15 protein-coding genes are annotated in these 16615 nt (G+C 71.1%); 5 read left to right on the forward strand and 10 right to left on the reverse strand.

The features are described from left to right. Positions 1 to 138: 138 nt before the first annotated feature. Both AC07FN_RS21685 and AC07FN_RS21690 read right to left on the reverse strand, forming a co-directional pair. A complete protein-coding gene (locus tag AC07FN_RS21685) occupies positions 139 to 1395 on the reverse strand; it encodes an amidohydrolase (RefSeq protein WP_478397217.1) in 1257 nt (418 codons plus the stop codon). Positions 1396 to 1412: 17 nt separating this feature from the next. After that, positions 1413 to 2936: an AbgT family transporter gene (locus AC07FN_RS21690; RefSeq protein WP_478397218.1), complete on the reverse strand. Its 1524-nt coding sequence runs from the start codon at positions 2934 to 2936 to the stop codon at positions 1413 to 1415. A gap of 117 nt (positions 2937 to 3053) precedes the next feature. Between AC07FN_RS21690 and AC07FN_RS21695 the strand changes: the two genes are divergently transcribed. Then, positions 3054 to 4079 (forward strand): Lrp/AsnC family transcriptional regulator, encoded by a 1026-nt coding sequence (locus AC07FN_RS21695; protein WP_478397219.1) that lies wholly within the window; start codon positions 3054 to 3056, stop codon positions 4077 to 4079. A gap of 12 nt (positions 4080 to 4091) precedes the next feature. Here AC07FN_RS21695 and AC07FN_RS21700 read toward each other — a convergent pair whose 3' ends face one another. Beyond that, the gene (locus tag AC07FN_RS21700) at positions 4092 to 4790 is read right to left on the reverse strand and encodes a FadR/GntR family transcriptional regulator (protein ID WP_478397220.1); all 699 of its coding nucleotides are present in this window, start codon (positions 4788 to 4790) and stop codon (positions 4092 to 4094) included. 411 nt (positions 4791 to 5201) lie between these two features. Between AC07FN_RS21700 and AC07FN_RS21705 the strand changes: the two genes are divergently transcribed. After that, entirely contained in the window at positions 5202 to 6053 is an 852-nt protein-coding gene (locus tag AC07FN_RS21705; RefSeq protein ID WP_478397221.1) for a MurR/RpiR family transcriptional regulator, read from the forward strand. A 61-nt stretch (positions 6054 to 6114) separates the two neighbouring features. On the opposite strand, the gene AC07FN_RS21710 is transcribed toward AC07FN_RS21705, so the two are convergent. Genes AC07FN_RS21710 through AC07FN_RS21725 form a run of 4 tightly spaced genes read right to left on the reverse strand, consistent with a single transcriptional unit; the run spans position 6115 to position 9845 of the window. Further along, the gene (locus AC07FN_RS21710; protein ID WP_478397222.1) at positions 6115 to 7245 is read right to left on the reverse strand and encodes a M20 metallopeptidase family protein; all 1131 of its coding nucleotides are present in this window, start codon (positions 7243 to 7245) and stop codon (positions 6115 to 6117) included. Continuing rightward, complete coding sequence (locus tag AC07FN_RS21715; protein ID WP_478397223.1) at positions 7242 to 8375, reverse strand: amidohydrolase family protein; 1134 nt, start codon at positions 8373 to 8375, stop codon at positions 7242 to 7244. Before AC07FN_RS21715 ends, AC07FN_RS21710 begins: the two co-directional genes overlap by 4 nt. After that, the gene (locus AC07FN_RS21720) at positions 8365 to 9066 is read right to left on the reverse strand and encodes a type I glutamate--ammonia ligase (protein ID WP_478397224.1); all 702 of its coding nucleotides are present in this window, start codon (positions 9064 to 9066) and stop codon (positions 8365 to 8367) included. The genes AC07FN_RS21715 and AC07FN_RS21720 overlap by 11 nt, the downstream gene beginning before the upstream one ends. Continuing rightward, positions 8955 to 9845, reverse strand: coding sequence for an APC family permease (locus AC07FN_RS21725; protein ID WP_478397225.1), 891 nt, complete (start codon positions 9843 to 9845; stop codon positions 8955 to 8957). Before AC07FN_RS21725 ends, AC07FN_RS21720 begins: the two co-directional genes overlap by 112 nt. Positions 9846 to 10421: 576 nt before the next feature. On the opposite strand from AC07FN_RS21725, the gene AC07FN_RS21730 reads away from it, so the two are divergent. Then, a complete protein-coding gene (locus AC07FN_RS21730; RefSeq protein WP_358579334.1) occupies positions 10422 to 11450 on the forward strand; it encodes an MBL fold metallo-hydrolase in 1029 nt (342 codons plus the stop codon). On the opposite strand, the gene AC07FN_RS21735 is transcribed toward AC07FN_RS21730, so the two are convergent. Both AC07FN_RS21735 and AC07FN_RS21740 read right to left on the reverse strand, forming a co-directional pair. After that, positions 11435 to 12679, reverse strand: a complete 1245-nt coding sequence (locus AC07FN_RS21735; protein WP_478397226.1) for an MFS transporter — start codon at positions 12677 to 12679, stop codon at positions 11435 to 11437. The genes AC07FN_RS21730 and AC07FN_RS21735 overlap by 16 nt on opposite strands. 147 nt (positions 12680 to 12826) lie before the next feature. After that, entirely contained in the window at positions 12827 to 13783 is a 957-nt protein-coding gene (locus AC07FN_RS21740; RefSeq protein ID WP_478397227.1) for a LysR family transcriptional regulator, read from the reverse strand. A 200-nt stretch (positions 13784 to 13983) separates the two neighbouring features. Here AC07FN_RS21740 and AC07FN_RS21745 point away from each other — a divergent pair, with 200 nt between their 5' ends. Beyond that, positions 13984 to 15849 (forward strand): collagenase, encoded by a 1866-nt coding sequence (locus AC07FN_RS21745; RefSeq protein WP_478397228.1) that lies wholly within the window; start codon positions 13984 to 13986, stop codon positions 15847 to 15849. Between the two features lie 226 nt (positions 15850 to 16075). Further along, complete coding sequence (locus AC07FN_RS21750) at positions 16076 to 16354, forward strand: DUF3040 domain-containing protein (RefSeq protein WP_478397229.1); 279 nt, start codon at positions 16076 to 16078, stop codon at positions 16352 to 16354. A gap of 26 nt (positions 16355 to 16380) precedes the next feature. On the opposite strand, the gene AC07FN_RS21755 is transcribed toward AC07FN_RS21750, so the two are convergent. Further along, a complete protein-coding gene (locus AC07FN_RS21755) occupies positions 16381 to 16578 on the reverse strand; it encodes a DUF2795 domain-containing protein (RefSeq protein ID WP_478397230.1) in 198 nt (65 codons plus the stop codon). Positions 16579 to 16615 lie beyond the last annotated feature (37 nt).

Below are 16615 nucleotides of genomic sequence, written 5' to 3' on the forward strand. Positions count from 1 at the left end.
CCTCGACCGCGTCCGCTGCTGCCCACACCGCGTCGGCACCCTCGCCCGAGCCATCCTCACCCTCGAACACGAAGGATGAAAAAGGCTCAATGGAAATCGGACCTCTGATTTCCATTGAAATTGCGGACGTTCACCCGGTCAGCGGCGGATGAGGCGTTCCAGGACGTCGAGGGCGACCGGCATCGCCGACTCGTCGATGTCGAACAGCGGGTTGTGGTGCGGCGCCGTGTTCCCGCCGCCGACCGTCATGTAGGTCGCGATGCCGCCTGCGCGCTGGACCTCGCGGGCGAACAGGCTGGCGTCGTCGCTGCCGCCCATCTGCTTGAACCCGTCGGTGGTTCCGGCGTCGGGGAGCTCCGCCGCGATCCGGTCGATGGCTTCCACCAGCTCGGCGTCGCAGTCCATAGTGGCCGATCCGCCGGTTTCGATCACGTCCACCGCGACCCCGTGCATCGCGCCCGAGCCGCGCAGGGTGGTCTTGATGCGCTCGGTCAGGTCGGAGCTGACGTCGGAGTCCGTGGACCGGGCCTCCAGCGTCATCTCCGCCCAGGACGGCACGATGTTGACGTTGTCGCCGCCGTGCAGCGTGCCCACGTTGATCCGGGTGTCCGCGGTGGAGTACCGCGGCAGCGCCATCACGTTGAGCAGCGCGCTCGCCGCCGTGACCAGCGCGTTCGCGCCCTGCTCCGGCGCTCCCGCGGCGTGCGCGGCCGTGCCGGTGAACCTGGCGCGCATCTTGGTGGTCGCGAGCAGGCCCTGGATCCCGCCGCTGACCTTCCCCGCCGGCTCGTCGAGCCCGAGGTGCACCGCGACGAACCGGTCGATGCCTTCGGTCGCCCCGGCGGCGATCATCGACGCGGCCCCGCGGCCGCCCTCTTCGGCGGGCTGGAACAGGAACCGGACCGTGCCCGCGAAGTCGTTGTCCGCCGCCAATCGGCTCGCCAGGCCGAGCCCGATGGCGGTGTGGCTGTCGTGCGCGCAGGCGTGCATCGCGCCGTAGTCGCAGCGGAATCCCCCTGCCGCCGGGGCGTGTTCCGGGCTGTCGGACTCCGCCAGCGGCAGGGCGTCCATGTCGAACCGCAGGCCCCACACCGGACCCGGCCGGTTGCCCTCGACCTCGGCGATCACCGCCGTGCCGAACTCGGCGGCGTGCTCGACGCCCGCGGCGTCGGCGCCGGTGTTCACGGCCCGCTCCGCGAACAGCTCGCGCCGCTCGGCGGTCGGGTAGTCGACCACGGTGTCCGCTCGCATCGCGGCCCGGCCGGTCAGCGGCTCCAGGCCCAGCGCCCGCAGCCGCGACGCGACGATGCTGGACGTGCGGATCTCCAGGAACGCGGGCTCGGCGTACCGGTGGAAGTCGCGCCGCAGCGCCACGAGCTCGTCGAACTGCATCATCTCTCCTTTGTAGACGGTCACAGCCGGATGCCGGCGCCAGGTCCCACCGGCAGGTCGAAGAAGTAGAACACCGCGAGGATCAGCAGCCACACCGCGAAGAACGGCAGCACGAAGACGCTCAACCGGGCCAGCAAGGTGCCCAGCTGCGTCTCCGGCTGGTACTTCCGGTTCACGCTCAGCAGGATGTAGACGTAGGCGTTGAGCGGGCTGACCGCCTGCGTGGTCGAGTCGCCGATCCGGTACGCGGCCTGGATGAACGCCGGGTCGTAGCCGAGGATGGTGAACGCCGGGATCATCACCGGCGCCAGCAGCGACCACAGCGCCGAGCCCGAGGTGACGAACAGGTTCGCCACCGTCGCCAGCAGCACCATCACGATGATCGCCGGGAAGCCCGTCAGGTTCGCGGCCCGCAGCCCGTCGGCGGCGCCGACGGCGATCAGCGTGCCCAGGTTCGACCAGGTGAACAGGGCGATGAACTGCGCCGCGACGAAGATGAACACGATGTAGCCGGCCATGTCCTTGACCGTCTCGGTCATCATCCGCGGCACGTCCGCGCGCTCGGCGACGGTGCCCGCGGTGCGCCCGTAGACCAGCCCGGCCAGCAGGAAGGCGATGATGATCAGCGGGACGATGCTCTCCAGGAACGGCGAGGGCACCAGCGCGCCGCCGTCGCCACGCAGGAAGCTGCCGGGCAGCAGCCAGATGCCGAACGCCAGCGCGACGTAGCCGGCGAGCACCGCGAACGCCCGCCACACGCCCATGCGCTGCCGCGCGGTCAGTTCCGCCACCTGCTCGCCGTCGGGATCGGTCCACGGCCCGAGCCGCGGCTCCAGCACCCGGTCGATCAGGAACCCGCCGACCAGCGGGAGCAGCAGGCCCGCGGTCGCGGCGAAGAAGTAGTTCATCGCGATGTGGGTGTGCACCTCGGTGGCCAGCGGCGCGATCTGCAGCGCCTTGCGGGTGATGCCCTCCAGCAGCCCGTCCAGCGAACCGACCAGGATGCCGCCCGCGTAACCCGTTGCACCGCAGGCGAAAGCGCCGATCAGGCCGGCCACCGGGTGCCGCCCGGCGGCCTTGAACATCAGCGCCGCCAGCGGCGGGATGACGATCAGCGACGGATCGGACATCACGTGCGCCTGGCACGCCACGAACGCCACCACGTAGGGCAGCAGCCAGCGCGGCGCGCGGCCGAAGACGAGCGTGACCGCGGCGGTCAGGAACCCGGTCCGCTCGGCGAATCCGACGACGAGCATCATCGCCAGCACCGTGCCCAGCGGCGGGAAGCCGATGAAGTTGTCCACGAAGTTCGTCAGGAACCACACCAGGCCCTCGGTGCTGAGCACCGCGCGCACCGGGATCGGCTCGGGCTTGCCCGGCACCTCGACGGTGACGCCGAACGCCGCCACCACGGTGGAGATCACCGCCAGCGCGGTCAGCAGGTAGACGAACAGGAAGAACGGCTCGGGAATCCGGCTGCCGAGCCGTTCGATCCCGGCGAAGACCCGATCCAGTCGGGTGGGCCGGGTACGCGCTGTGTCCATGTGATCTCCGGGCGCAGTCGAACTCGTCGCGGGCTCGAACCCGCAGTGGGGCAAGGGTGGACAAGCCGTCAGCCGCGCTGCTTGGATTGCCGGAAACAGTCACATGAAGGTTCGTGCATGCAAGATTCGTCCAACCTCGACGAGCTGGACCTGGCCCTGGTCAACGCCGTGCAGATCGCCCCGCGCGGCTCCTGGCAGGTGCTGGGCGCGGTGCTCGGCGTCGACCCGAGCACGGTGGCCCGCCGGTGGCAGCGGATCACCGAGCAAGGCCTGGTGTGGATGACCGCGTACGCGCGGCTGACCGCGCCGTCGGCGCACGTGCTCGGCTGCGTGGAGATCGACTGCCTGCCGGCCGAGCGGGACGGGCTGGCGATGCTGCTCGCGCGGCTGCCGCAGGTCGTTTCGGTGCACCACGTCGGCAGCGGGCGGGACCTGTTCGTGATCATCAACGCGCGGAGCCTGCCCGCGCTGTCCCGGTTCGTGCTGGACGAGCTCAGCCACCATCCCGGCGTCCGGCGCACCAGCGTGCACACGGCCACCACGGTCTACGGCGAGGGCGCGCATTGGCGGCTGAACGCGCTCACCCCCGCACAGCGCGCCGAGCTGGCGGAGCACGCGCCGCCGCGCGCCCGCCAGGGCGTGCTGACCGAGCAGGACCGCGACCTGATCGTCGCGCTGAGCGTCGACGGCCGTCGTTCCGTGGCGGAGCTCGCCGAGCTGACCGGCACCAGCGTGTCCACCGCGCGGCGGCGGCTGGTGCGGCTCGTGGACCACGGCCTGGTGTCGATCCGCTGCGAGGTCGCGCAGAGCCTCACCGGCTGGCCGATCTCGGCGATCTTCTGGGCGAACGTGCCGCCCGACGAGCTCGCCGCGGTGGGCCGGACGTTGGCGACGCTGCCGGAGATCCGGTTCTGCGCGGCGGTGACGGGACGGCACAACCTGGTGATGATCGTCTGGCTGCGGTCACCGGAGGACAGCCAGCACCTGGAGGAGCGCCTGGCGGCCCGCTTGCCGTCGCTGTCCCTGGCGGAACGTGCGATCACCCTGTACCAGCTGAAGCGCCAGTCCCGGCTGCTGGACGACCTGGGCCGCAGCACCGAGGTGGTCCCCACCGACCCCTGGTCCGACCTCCACCTCGCCTGAAACCGCGGAGCGTCAGGGGCGCTTGTCGATCACGTGGGTGCGGAGGTCTTCGGAGGTCTGCGCGAGGTGGTCGATCATCGCCTGCCTGGCCGTCGCCGGATCTCCCACCTCCAGCGCGTGCAGGATCTTGGTGTGGTGCTCGATCGCGTTGGCGCGGATCTCGCGGACGGACGAGGTCTCCCGCCGGCCCTCCACCAGCAGCCGCCCGAACGGCTCGAACATCAGCGGGATGAACGCGTTCCCCGTCGCCTGCATCACGGTGTTGTGGAAGGCGATGTCGGCCGCGACGAACAGCTCCACGTCGTCGGTGTCGGCGGCGGACTGCATGTCCTGCAGCTGTTCGCGCAGCTGAGCCAGGTCGGTCGCGGTCCGCTTGACGGCGGCGAGCTCGGCTGCCCCGACCTCCAGCAGCCGGCGCGCGTCGATCAGGCTCTCCGACACCACCCGGCTCGACCGGGGCGCCGTGGCCGCCCGGATCATCGGATCCAGCGCGGTCCACTGAGCGGGCGGGTTCACGTAGGTTCCGCGACCCCGCTGGATGCGCACGACGTTCTGCACCCGGAGCGCCTTGACGGCCTCGCGGACGGTCAGCCGGCTCACCGAGAACTGCTCGGCGAGCTCGCTCTCGGACGGCAGCGCGACCCCGGGCGGATGGGTGCCGTCGATGATCGCCCCGAGCAGCCGCTCGGCGAGCTCTTCCGGCAGCGACACCCGGACCCCCCTCGCGCGACATCAGATGCCCAGAACCCAGCGACCCTAAACGCCCCGTCCGCGCCCGGTCAAGCCCGCGGTCCACTGAGGACCGCTCGCGGCCGCCGGATGGGTATAGAGGCTGTTTTGGATGTCGTGGTGTGAGGTGCGGTATCGCGGGGTTCTGTCTTTGAAGCGGCGCAGCCGCTTAGCCCGCCCTGGCAACTCGCAACGCCGCGGGTTCTCAGGGTCTTCTCGCGAGGACAGCCCCGACGTGGTGAATTAGTCATTCATGAGTCGGGGATCCCACAGCGAGAGGGCGGCAGCAACTCCCCCAGGGGAGCCGCTACCCGCACCGCCACCCAAAGCGAGTTTCGAAACAGGCTCTATAGTCCGATGTGGTGGGGTTCCGCGGACTTGGTGGGTTTCTTCATGAGTGGTCGAGCTCCCGTGGTGGAGTTGCTCCGGCAGCAGCAGGACACCGCCACCGCCGGGGAGCGGAAGGTCTGCCGGTTGTTGCTGGCCGACTACCCGCTCGCCGGGCTGGAGCCGGTGGCCCGGCTGGCGGCCCGGGCCGGGGTCAGCGCCCCGACCGTGCTCCGGCTGGTCGGCAAGCTGGGTTTCGTCGGGTACCCGGAGTTCCAGCAGGCGCTCAAGGACGAGCTGGGCGAGCGGCTGTCCTCGCCGCTGGACATGTACGCCAGGACCGCGGGCCGGGGCGGCGATCACGCCCTCGACCGGTCGGTGGAGACCTTCACGCAGGGCATCCGGTCGAGCCTGGAGGCGGTGCCCGCCGCCGAGGTGGACGCGGCGGTGGCCCTGCTCGCCGACGCGCGCCGCCCGGTGACGACCATCGGCGGCCGCTTCAGCGGGATCCTGGCGCAGTACCTCGCCGGGCACCTCCGCGAGCTGCGGCCGCGCACCTCGCACGTGCCCGACGGCGGCGGCGACCGCGCAGCCGCGCTGCTCGACATGGGGCGCCGCGACGTGGTGGTGGCGTTCGACTACCGGCGGTACGAGAAGGCGACCATCCGGTTCGGCGACCTCGCCAAGAAACAGGGCGCGGCGCTGATCCTGTTCACCGACCCGTGGCTGTCGCCGCTGGCGAGCTCGGCCGACATCGTGCTGCCCGCCAGCGTGCAGGCGCCGTCCCCGTTCGACTCCCTGGTCCCGGCCCTCGCCCTGGTCGAGGCGGTGGTGGCGGCGCTGGGCGACGAGCTCGGCGACGAACCGCGCAAGCGCCTGGCCCGCTACGACGACCTGGCCGACGACGTCGCGGAGTAGCCGCCCGGCGCCCGCCAGTGGGCGATTTCGCGCGAAATCGCCCACATCCCAGGGCGCGGGGTCAGGTGGCGGCGAGGTAGCCCGCGAGCATGGCGTGGGCGACGTCGCGGATCCGGTCGTCCGGCGGGAGGAACGTGGGGGAGTGGAGCTGTTCCGCGCCGCCGTGGGTGCCGACGAACATCATCAGGGACGGGAGCAGCTCGGAGAAGTAGGAGAAGTCGTCCGATCCGGCCGAGCGCAGGTCGTCGGAGACCCGCAGGCCCAGCTCGCCGAGCAGCGGGGCGGTCGCCTCCACCAGCTCCGCGTCGTTGTCCAGGACCGGCTCGCCGTGCACGAACTCGACCTCGGCGCAGCAGCCGTGCGCGCGGGCGGTCAGGTCGGCGACCTCGACCAGTCTCTTGTGGACATCCGTGCGGTCGGCGGTCGTCATCGCGCGCACCGTGCCGCGCGCAACGGCTTGCCCCGGAACGACGTTCGCGGCCGTACCCGCCGACAGGGTCGTCACGCTGAGCACGACCGAGGCCATCGGGTCGATGGTCCGGCTGATCATGCTCTGCAGCGCGACGATCACGTGCGCGAGCGCCACCACCGGGTCGCGCGTGCGGTGCGGGTACGCGGCGTGCCCGCCCTCGCCGCGCACGGTCAGCGTGAACTCGTCCGATGAACCGTTGACCACGCCCGGGGTGCACGCCACCGTCCCCGCTGGCAGCAGCGGCTGCACGTGCGCACCGATCACCGAACGGCACTGCTCTGCTTGCAGGACACCGCTTTCCGCGATCTCCGCCGCCCCCGAAGGATAGGTCTCCTCGCGCGGTTGCAGCACCGCGAGCAGCGGCGCCGGGCCACCGGCCTCGTCGACGGCGCGCGCCAGCGCGATCAACGCGGCGAGGTGCACGTCGTGGCCGCACGCGTGCATCGCACCCGGATGCCGCGATGCCCAGTCGACGCCGGTCCGCTCGGCGATCGCGAGCGCGTCGAGCTCCGCTCGCACCGCGACGGCCGGGCCCTCGCCGCCGACCCGCACGACCGCGGCGGTGTCGCCGATCCTGGTCACCGCTCCCGGCAGGTTCGCCAGCGCCAGGTCCAGGGTCGGGCCCTCGGCGCCGGACACGCAGGGCCGGGCGTGGATCCGGTGGCGGATGTCCACTGCGGACTCCAGCTGCCGGTCCAGCTCCGCCAGCAGCCGCTTCACCGCTGGTCCAGCCGGTAGACGCGGCGCGCGTTGTCCTGGCCGATCATGCGGGCCACCCGGAACGCGTCGGCCTCGGACCACTCGCCGGCCTCGACCCACTCCGAAAGCGCCTTGCGCATTCCCCGCCGCCACAGCAGCGCGCCGAGGTAGTGCAGTTCCGGCGGCCCCCAGGCGTCCGAGGAGAACAGGATCTTCGCGAACGGCGCGAGCTCCAGCGACTCGGCGACGACCGCTGCGGAGCGGACGCCGCTGTAGTTCACCCCGAGCCCCACGTCGAAGTACACGTGCGGGAATACCTGGGCCAGGTATCCGGCGTTGCGGTGGAACGGATAGCAGTGCAGCAGCATCAGGTCGACACCGGAGGGCTCCACCAGCTTGATGAACCGCGTCAGCAGCAGCGGGTCGCAGCGGTGCAACTCGACGTCGGGATCGCCGTACCCGGCGTGCAGCTGCACCGGCAATCCCCGGTCAACGCCCGACCACAGCAGGAACCGCAGCAGCACCGGGTCGGCCACGCGCGTGGAACCGGACCGCAGCCAATTCCCGGCGGCTGCAACGACTTCCGCCTCCGACGGGCGCTGCGGATCGAAGTCGAAGCCGTAGCGGTAGGCGACGATGCTCTTGAGCCCGACCGCATCGGCCGAGCGCTGCGCGAGCACCTCTGGGAACCGCGACGGCAGCTCGGCCGCGCCCACTCCGCTGCGCGCGAGGTCCTCCAGCACCGCCTCCAGGCGCACCACCTCGTCCGCCGGGACGCCGGAGGCCGACGCCATCCCGTCGGGGGAGAGGATCTCGTCGCCCTTGTAGCCGGTCTCGATCAGGTAGTGCCCGATGCCGCTGCCGGCCAGCAGTCGCCGGGTGACCTCATCGGCGCCGAGTTCTTCCCGCCGCGCCACGTAGTCGGCCGGGTCGGCGTGCGCTGTCAGGCCGAGTATGGGGGCGCACCAGCGGCGGATGGCGAAGCCCAGTTGCGAGTCGAACTGGGTCATCCACGCCGGCACCGGCCGGTCGGACTCGGTGAGCATCAGTTCCAGCGCCGGGCGGTCCACCTCACCGGCCAGCGCGCCGTGCACGTGGTGGTCCACCAGCGGCAGGCCGTCGACGGCCGCCGCGAGCTCCTCAGTAGACATCCGCGATCCTCCGGGTGCGTTCCGCGTCGTCGAGTCCGTCGAGGTGCGCGAGTTCGGTGCGCTTCACCGAGAGCTGCGTGGCCAGCAGCGACGGATCGAACCACGATCGCATCACATCATCGGCTTCCAGCGCTTTCAGCGCCGATTCGAGCGAGTCGGGCAGCGCGGGCACCCCGGCGAGATCGGCCTCGGCGGCGTCCTCCGGCCACACCACCGGCTCGTCGTAGTCCGAGGTCAGGCCCGCCAGCCCGGCCCGGATCAGCACGCCGAGCGCCAGCCACGGGTTGGCGGTGGCGTCGGCGGCCCGGAACTCCAGGTTGAACTGCGCCGCCGGGTCGGGGCCGGAGGTCGGGCAGATCCGCAGCATCGCCTCGCGGTTGCGCTCGGCGAGGAACGCGCCGCCGACGCTCCACCGGTGCGGGGTCAGCCGCAGGAACGACACCGGGCTCGGCGCGGTCCAGGCGGTCAGCGCCGCCGCGTGCCGCAGGACGCCCGCCGCGAACCGGGTGCCCACTGTGGACAGCCGACCGGGCCGTCCGGCGTCGAAGAACACCGGGCGGCCATCGGCGTCGCGCAGGCTCAGGTGGATGTGCACGCCGTTGCCGACCCCGGCCGGATCCAGCAGGGGCGCGAAGCTCGCGCCGAGCCCGCGCCGCCGGACCAGGTCGCGGACGAGCTCCTTGAGCAGCACCGCGCGATCCGCCGCGACCAGCGCGAATCCGGGTGCAGGGTCGTCAGCAGCACACTGCCGACCAGCGCCCGCGGGATGTTGCGGCGCGGGTTGTCGGTTTCCTCGCCCAGCGACGCGCACGCCTCGAAGCCCGCCCAGGACACGAACGCGAACACGGTCGCGGTCATGACCGCGCCGAGGGTCGTTCCCTGCGCGGTGAAGACGGACAGGTCGAGGGTCTGCCCGCGCGGGGCCGAGCCGCCCGCCACCCGGCCGATGACCACGAACGCCAGCATCGCCATCGCGACGATCCCGACGCCTTCGACGATCAGCAGGATGCGCGCGGTGATGCGGGTGTCGCGCGAGTTGAGCAGGCCGACCGCGACGGCGGCGAGCAGGGCCACGACCAGCCACGGCGTCGCGGCCGGGATCCCCAGCGCCTGCAGCAAGGCGTGCGCGAAGACGCCGGTCGCGGCGAGCGTGCAGGTCAGGAAGAAGAGGTAGGTGCCCAGCAGGGCGAAGCCGCCGAAGAACCCGGCGCGCGGCCCGATCGTCGCCCCGGCCAGGGCGTAGACCGAACCGGCGTGGTTGAAGTGCTGCGTGAGCCGCCAGAACCTGTAGCCGACCAGGGCGACGCCGATCAGCCCGAGGACGAAGACGAGCGGCACGGCCTTCCCAGCGGTGGCCGCGACGCCCGCGCCGTTGAGGCCCATCGCGAGGGTCGGGCCCATCAGGCCCACGGACAGGGCAAGGGCTTCCCCCAGGCGCAGCTTGCGCGGGGCGCGGGTTCGACCAGGCAACGGCTGCTCCAGCTGGCGGCGGACGGCGGAGCCACCGGCAGGCGACCCATCGGCACAGAATGAAACATCCATTCCATATCGACAGTCAACGTCCCATTTTGGAACGAACATGCCACGCTTCGCGTCGGCTGGGTGGCGCCGACGCCGACTGCCTCCGGGGCGGGTGATCCGCCCGGCGGGGCGTTTGCCCTGCTAGATGTCCGTGCGCACGTTCTGCTGCTGCGGCGACACGAAGTGCACGCGGGCCCGTGACCAGCCGAAACGTCGTGCTCTGCCGGATGTTCGCGGATCGGTGAACGGTCGAACGTGATGAACGCCACGATTCGGCGCCGTCCCGCGTGGCAGGTGTCCTGTGTGGACGATCTGGCCGGCGGTCCGCCGAGCCGTTCGCGTGGCTAAATTTCCCAGCTCGGCGGCGATTCCCGCGTCGGCGGCGGCCGGGCCGGTGCCGGACGCGAAGGCCGGGTGGGGCCGGAATCGGGCGCCGCGATGTCGTCACAGGCGTACTGACTGGTTGGTATGGGTGTGGTACTCCTGATGGACCGCCCAGGTGGGGGCGCGCTTGGAGGTGTGGTCATGGGCGACTCGCGGCACGAGTGGATCGAGCCGGGCGCGTACGAAGTCGCGCCGGGCGTGCACCGGATCCCGCTGCCCCTTCCCAACGACGGCCTGCGCGCCGTGAACGTCTACGCGATCGCCGACGGCGACACGCTGACGCTCGTCGACGGCGGCTGGGCGCTGGACGAGGCGCGCGAGCAGCTCGCCGCCGCGCTGCGCCAGATCGGCGCCGGGCTCGGCGACATCAACCGGTTCCTGGTCACCCACGCGCACCGCGACCACTACACGCAGGCGGTGGCGCTGCGGCGGGAGTTCGGCTCCAAGGTGCTGCTGGGCGAGGACGAGCGCCACACCATCAACGTCCTGAAGGATCCCGGGCACCGGCCGCTGGCCAAGCAGATCGAGCTGCTCGCCGAATGCGGCGCGAAGCCGGTGCGCGACGCGGTCATCGCCGCCCGCGACGACGGCCCGCGCGGCCCGCACTTCTGGGAAGAACCCGACGAGTGGATCGGCGAGTCCACCGACATCACGCTCGCCGACCGGCCGCTGCGCGCGCTGGCCACGCCCGGCCACACCCGCGGCCACCTGGTCTTCATCGACGATGCCGCTGGGCTGATGTTCGCCGGCGACCACGTGCTGCCGCACATCACGCCGTCGATCGGGTTCGAGCAGGCCCCCACCGAGACCCCGCTGCGCGACTACCTGGCGTCGCTGCGGCTCGTCCGCGCGCTGCCCGACATGCGGCTGCTGCCCGCGCACGGCCCGGCCACCGACAGCGTTCACCAGCGCGTCGACGAACTGCTCGACCACCACGACTCCCGCCTCGACGCGATGGCGGCCGTCGTGGTGAACGGCGCGAGCACCGCGTACGAGGCGGCGCGGGCGCTGACCTGGACCCGCCGCGAGCGCAGCTTCGACGAGCTCGGCGACCCCTTCAACCAGATGATGGCGGTGCTGGAAACCGCCGCCCACCTGGACGTGCTGAGCCTGCAGGGCAAGCTCGTCAAGGAGAAGGTCGAAGGGGTCGTGCACTACTCCGCGGCCTGACCGATGCGGATCAGGAACGGCACCACGCACACGGCGAGCACACCGCCGCCGATGGCCAGCGCGCTGTAGCTCGTCGAGGCCATCACGAGCCCGCTGGAGAGCCCGGCCGTCGCGCCGGCCAGCGAGACCGCGAGGTCGACCCGACCCTGGATGCGGGCCCGGTTCGCGAGCGGGGCGGCGTCGGTGACCATCGCGGTCCCGCCCAGCAGGCCGAGGTTCCAGCCCAGCCCGAGCAGGCCGAGGCCGATCGCGAGCCCGGCGACGGAGTGCTCCGGGGCGAACGCCGCGACGAGCCCGGCGGCCAGCAGCACGACGCCGCCGGCGGCGATCACCGCTCGCCGGCCGAACTTGTCGGCGAGCGCGCCGGTCAGCGGCGACGGCAGGTACATGCACGCGATGTGCACGGCGATCACCAAGCCGGTTTCGGCGAGCCCGTGACCGTGGTCGCGCATGTGGATCGGGGTCATGGTCATCACCGCCACCATGACCAGCTGGGTCAGCACCATCGCCCCCGCGCCGAGCACCAGGCCGCCGCGCGGCCCGTTTCCGCCGGGCCGCGCCGGGCCGGAATCCTGTTGGGCGGCAAGCTCTCGCGCGGTCAGCAGCGGGTCCGGCCGGAGCATCGCGGTCAGCAGCACGGCCGCCGCGCCGTAGGCGACGGCGGAGAGCAGGAACGGCCCGGACAACGCAGGCAGGCCAACGGATTCTGCCGCTGAGCCGGTGACTTCCGTGAGGTTCGGGCCGAGCACCGTGCCGCCGGTGGTCGCCAGCAGCACGATGCTCAGGGCGCGCCCGCGGTGCGCGGGATCTGCCAGATCCGCCCCGGCGTAGCGGGCCTGCAGGTTCGTCGCCGTGCCCGCGCCGTAGGGCAGGAACGAGATCAGCAGCAGGACGGCGTTGTCCAGCAGGATCGCCGCCACGATCCCGAGCGCCCCGAGCGCGCCGATGGCGTAGCCGGCCGAAAGGCCGCTGCGGCGGCCGCCGCGCTGCGACAACCGGCCGATCAGCAGTGCGGCGGCGGCTGCGCCGAGGGTGAACAGCGCGCTGGTGATCCCGGCCCAGCGCTTGGATTCGAGCATGTCCTCAGCCAGCAGCGCCCCGACGACCACGCCGGAGGACAGCCCGGCACCGGCCAGGACCTGCGAGCAGATCAGCGCGCGGATGGTCCGGCGCTGCACGAGCCGCCGGGTCCGGGCGGCATCGGAGTTCACCGCATCGTCGACGGTCACGCCCCGCTCACCGGCCGGTTCGGGAAGTGGCCGGACACCGCGGAATTCCGCGCGAGGGAGATGAGGAGCGAGGCGCAATCATGCACATTGTCTACCTCTCGCGGTTGCGCCGGGGCAACCTTCGGCCATGCGAGCGGGAATTCCGGCTCAGAGCACCGGGTGCATCTCGGGATGGGCCTGCCACCACTCGTGGAACAGCGGATTGTCCGCCACGTGCAGCAGGTAGGCGCGGGCGATCTCCCGGTAGAGCAGGCCCGCCTGCTCCCGGGTGATGCGGTCCGGCCGCCAGGCCACCACCAGCCGCGCGACCAGCGGATCTCCTTCCAGGGGCAGGACGACGGTGCCGGGCGGCGCGGCGAACGTGGGCTCCACCACGCGGATCCCGTGGCCGTTGGCGACCAGCTCGCGGCCGCCGCCGCTGGGCGCCTCGAAGCGGATCCGGGGCTCGAAACCGGCTTCCAGGCACGCGGCGCGGAGCGCGGCCAGCGAGCCGTCGTCGGCGCCGGGCGGCCCGATCCACGCCTCGTCGCGCAGATCGCCCAGCCGCACCTGTTCGCGGCCGCCCAACCGGTGGTCGGCGGCCAGCGCGACGAAGCACGGATAGCGCGGGATCAGCACGCGGGTGATGACCGGCCGCTCCAGCGGAACGTCGAAACCCGCCATGATGCCCAGCAGGGCCGCGTCGTGCCGGCCGCTGGTGAGCGAATCCGCCAGCACCGCGGCGGAAGACTCGACGTGCAGCATCACCGAACGCCCCAGCGGGGCGGCCTGGACGCGGTCCACGATGCTCGAAATGCACGCTATGTGGGCACATCCCAGGTGAAGTGGCTCGGTCGACGCCTGCGGCCCGCCCGCGCCGCCGAACAGGGAATCGACCTCCGACAGCACGATCCGGGCGCGATCGAGGGTCCGCCGCCCGAATTCCGTCGGCACGACGCCGGTCCGGCTCCGGACGAACAGCGCATGGCCCAGCATCCGTTCGATCGCGTGCAGCTGGTTGCTCAGCGCCGGCTGGGTGAGTTCCATCCTGGCGGCGGCGCGCGTGATGCTGCCCGCCTCCGCGATCGCGCAGATCATCCGCAGCTGCCGGATCTCGATCGTCATAGCCGAACTGTATAGCGCCGCTTATGGGGCCAGATGTCCTTCTGATGACAGAATTCCCGCAACGTGCGCACGTTCCAGGAGCCGGGAGACCCGAATCCCGGCTCCGCCCCCTTACCGAAAGCTTCCTCGCTAGGAGGTCGAACGTGCCGAAAAGACCGCCCCATGCCGCCCGGAGCCGGCGCCCTGCCGCGCTTCGGATCATGCTGCTCAGCCTGGTCTTCGCCCTGATTTCGCCCGCCGTCGCGCAGTCGGCGCCGGGCCCGGCCGAAAAGCCCACCGCGCCAACGGAAAAGAGCCCGGTCCGCACGCTGGAGGCCAAGGACCGCCCGCCGCTGCCCGCGGACGACTCCGCCCAGCGGCGCAAGTACTTCGAAGTGCAGGACTTCCCGTTCCGGCCGCGCCCCTCGGTGCAGGCCGAGGTGCAGGCGCCGGACTGCGATCCGTCACAGTTCACCGGCAATACCGGGAGTGAACTCGTCCGTCAGATCCAGTCTGCCACCCCCGACTGCATCAACACGCTGTTCCGCCTTACCGGCGGTGACGCCCACGGGGCGTTCCGGGAAGAGCAGATGGTCACAGTCGCCAATGCGCTCCGGGACAACGCCGCCGCCTATCCCGGCGACAACAGCACGAACACCCTGCAGCTGGTGCTCTTCCTGCGCGCCGGGTACTACGTCCAGTGGGGCGACCCGGGAAGCGTGGGTGAGTACGGGCCGGCGCTCAAGGCGGCGATCCAGGGCGGGCTGGACGCGTTCTTCGGCAACCCGAAGTCCGGAACTGTCAGCGACGAGAGCGGCCAGGTACTCGCCGAATCGGTCATTCTGATCGACAGTTCCACCGAGAACGGCCGCTACCTGGAGATCGTCAAGCGGCTGCTCACCGCCTACGACTCGTCCTACGACCAGTTCTATTGGATGGTCAACGCGGTCAACAACGTCTACACCGTGCTGTTCCGCGGGCACCAGTTCCCGGACTTCGTCGACGCGGTCCACGCCGACCCGAGCGTGCTGGACACCGTGCACACCTTCGCGACGCAGCACCTCGACCTGCTCGGCACCGACAACCGCTTCCTGACCGCCAACGCGGGCCGCGAGCTCGGGCGCTTCGTGCAGCACGAGGCGCTGCGCGACAAGGTCCGGCCGATGCTCAAGGACCTGCTCGGCCGCAGCCAGATGACCGGCCCGACCGCGCCGCTGTGGGTGAGCATCGCCGAGATGACCGACTACTACGACAAGCCGAACTGCGGCGAATACGGCACCTGCGACCTGCAGCAGCGGCTGACCGACGCGGTGCTGACCGTCGGGCACACCTGCTCGCCCAGCATCCGCATCCGCGCCCAGCAGATGGTGGCCGAGGAGCTGAACGCCAGCTGCACCAGCCTCAACGGCCAGGACGCGTTCTTCCACGACAAGGTCCAGGACGGCGGTCAGCCGGTGGCGGACGACAACAACACGACCATCGAGGTGGTCGCGTTCGACTCCAGCGCCGACTACCAGACCTACGCGGGCGCGATCTTCGGGATTAGCACCAACAACGGCGGCATGTACCTCGAAGGCGACCCCGCGCAGCCGGGCAACCAGCCGCGGTTCATCGCGTACGAGGCCGAGTGGCAGCGGCCCGCGTTCGAGATCTGGAACCTCAACCACGAGTACACGCACTACCTCGACGGGCGCTTCAACATGCACGGCGACTTCGCGGCGTCGACCAGCACGCCCACGGTGTGGTGGATCGAGGGCGTCGGCGAGTACATCTCCTACTCCTACCGCAACCTGCCGTACAAGGAGGCGATCGACGAGGCCGGCAAGCAGACCTACCGGCTGAGCCAGTTGTGGGACACCACCTACGACAACGGCGACACCAACCGGGTCTACCGGTGGGGATATCTCGCGGTCCGGTACATGTTCGACCGGCACCGCGCCGAGCTCGCCACCGTGCTCGACCATTACCGCCGGGGTGACTGGAACGGCGCGCGCGACTTCCTCACCCGCACCATCGGCACGAGCTATGACCAGGACTGGTCGAACTGGCTGTCCGAGTGCGCCGCAGGCGCCTGCTCGACGCCCTGACCGACAGCGATCCAGCCGCGGGCGCGCGGTCGGCGTGGAGCCGGCCGCGCGCCTGCGCGCGTCGAATGGCAACGATCAGTGATCAGCATCGTCGCTGTGCGTGCCCGAAAATCACCCGGCTGCCGCGTAGGGCGGCGAACTCCGGCGTGCCAGGCTTGAAGGGCTTGAGGCAGGTGGGGGGCGGGTACCTCGTTGGGGTCGAAGGGAACGTAGCTAGGAGCTCGTCATGTTGAGCAGGCACGAGCGGGACAGGCTCGCCGAGATCGAATCAGAGCTGGTGTCCGGCGATCCTCGGCTGGCGGAGAAGTTCGCCCGGTTCGACAGCGGCCGGAGCTGGGGTGGCGTGCGCCGGATCCTGGTGTTCCTGGTTCTCGCCCTCGTCGCGCTGCTAGCCGTGCTCTGCCTGGTGAGCGGGCTGGTGCTGACCGCGATCGCGTTGATCCTCGGCACCGCTGCCGTCGCGTTCGGCGTTTGGTGGCACGCCAGGCGGAAACGCGAGGAGTGACCGCCGATTTGTCCTATATGGATGATTCACGGAGTCGGATGGGGAAGCGCCTGTAGCACGGTGTCGGGCTCGATGAAGACGCCGTCGGGCAGGCTTCGGAGGCGTTCCAGGTGCGCCGCCGGTGCGCCCAGCGCGACGCACTGCTCGTAGATCTCCTGCTTGGTGGCCGGGAAACGCACGTGGCAGAGGAACCTGAGGAGTTCTCCGCGATCGGGTACGGGCATCGTTCCCCCCGCCCGTCGAGCCGGTTGGGTCGACATC

Source organism: Saccharopolyspora sp. NPDC045941, from assembly GCF_056431445.1.

What these genes read in the sequence shown, in the direction of transcription:
- AC07FN_RS21685 (WP_478397217.1), bottom strand. Translation starts at nt 1,395, where the DNA reads ATGATGCAGTTCGACGAGCTCGTGGCGCTGCGGCGCGACTTCCACCGG.
- AC07FN_RS21690 (WP_478397218.1), bottom strand. Translation starts at nt 2,936, where the DNA reads ATGGACACAGCGCGTACCCGGCCCACCCGACTGGATCGGGTCTTCGCC.
- AC07FN_RS21695 (WP_478397219.1), top strand. Translation starts at nt 3,054, where the DNA reads ATGCAAGATTCGTCCAACCTCGACGAGCTGGACCTGGCCCTGGTCAAC.
- AC07FN_RS21705 (WP_478397221.1), top strand. Translation starts at nt 5,202, where the DNA reads ATGAGTGGTCGAGCTCCCGTGGTGGAGTTGCTCCGGCAGCAGCAGGAC.
- AC07FN_RS21715 (WP_478397223.1), bottom strand. Translation starts at nt 8,375, where the DNA reads ATGTCTACTGAGGAGCTCGCGGCGGCCGTCGACGGCCTGCCGCTGGTG.
- AC07FN_RS21730 (WP_358579334.1), top strand. Translation starts at nt 10,422, where the DNA reads ATGGGCGACTCGCGGCACGAGTGGATCGAGCCGGGCGCGTACGAAGTC.
- AC07FN_RS21740 (WP_478397227.1), bottom strand. Translation starts at nt 13,783, where the DNA reads ATGACGATCGAGATCCGGCAGCTGCGGATGATCTGCGCGATCGCGGAG.
- AC07FN_RS21745 (WP_478397228.1), top strand. Translation starts at nt 13,984, where the DNA reads ATGCTGCTCAGCCTGGTCTTCGCCCTGATTTCGCCCGCCGTCGCGCAG.
- AC07FN_RS21750 (WP_478397229.1), top strand. Translation starts at nt 16,076, where the DNA reads ATGTTGAGCAGGCACGAGCGGGACAGGCTCGCCGAGATCGAATCAGAG.
- AC07FN_RS21755 (WP_478397230.1), bottom strand. Translation starts at nt 16,578, where the DNA reads ATGCCCGTACCCGATCGCGGAGAACTCCTCAGGTTCCTCTGCCACGTG.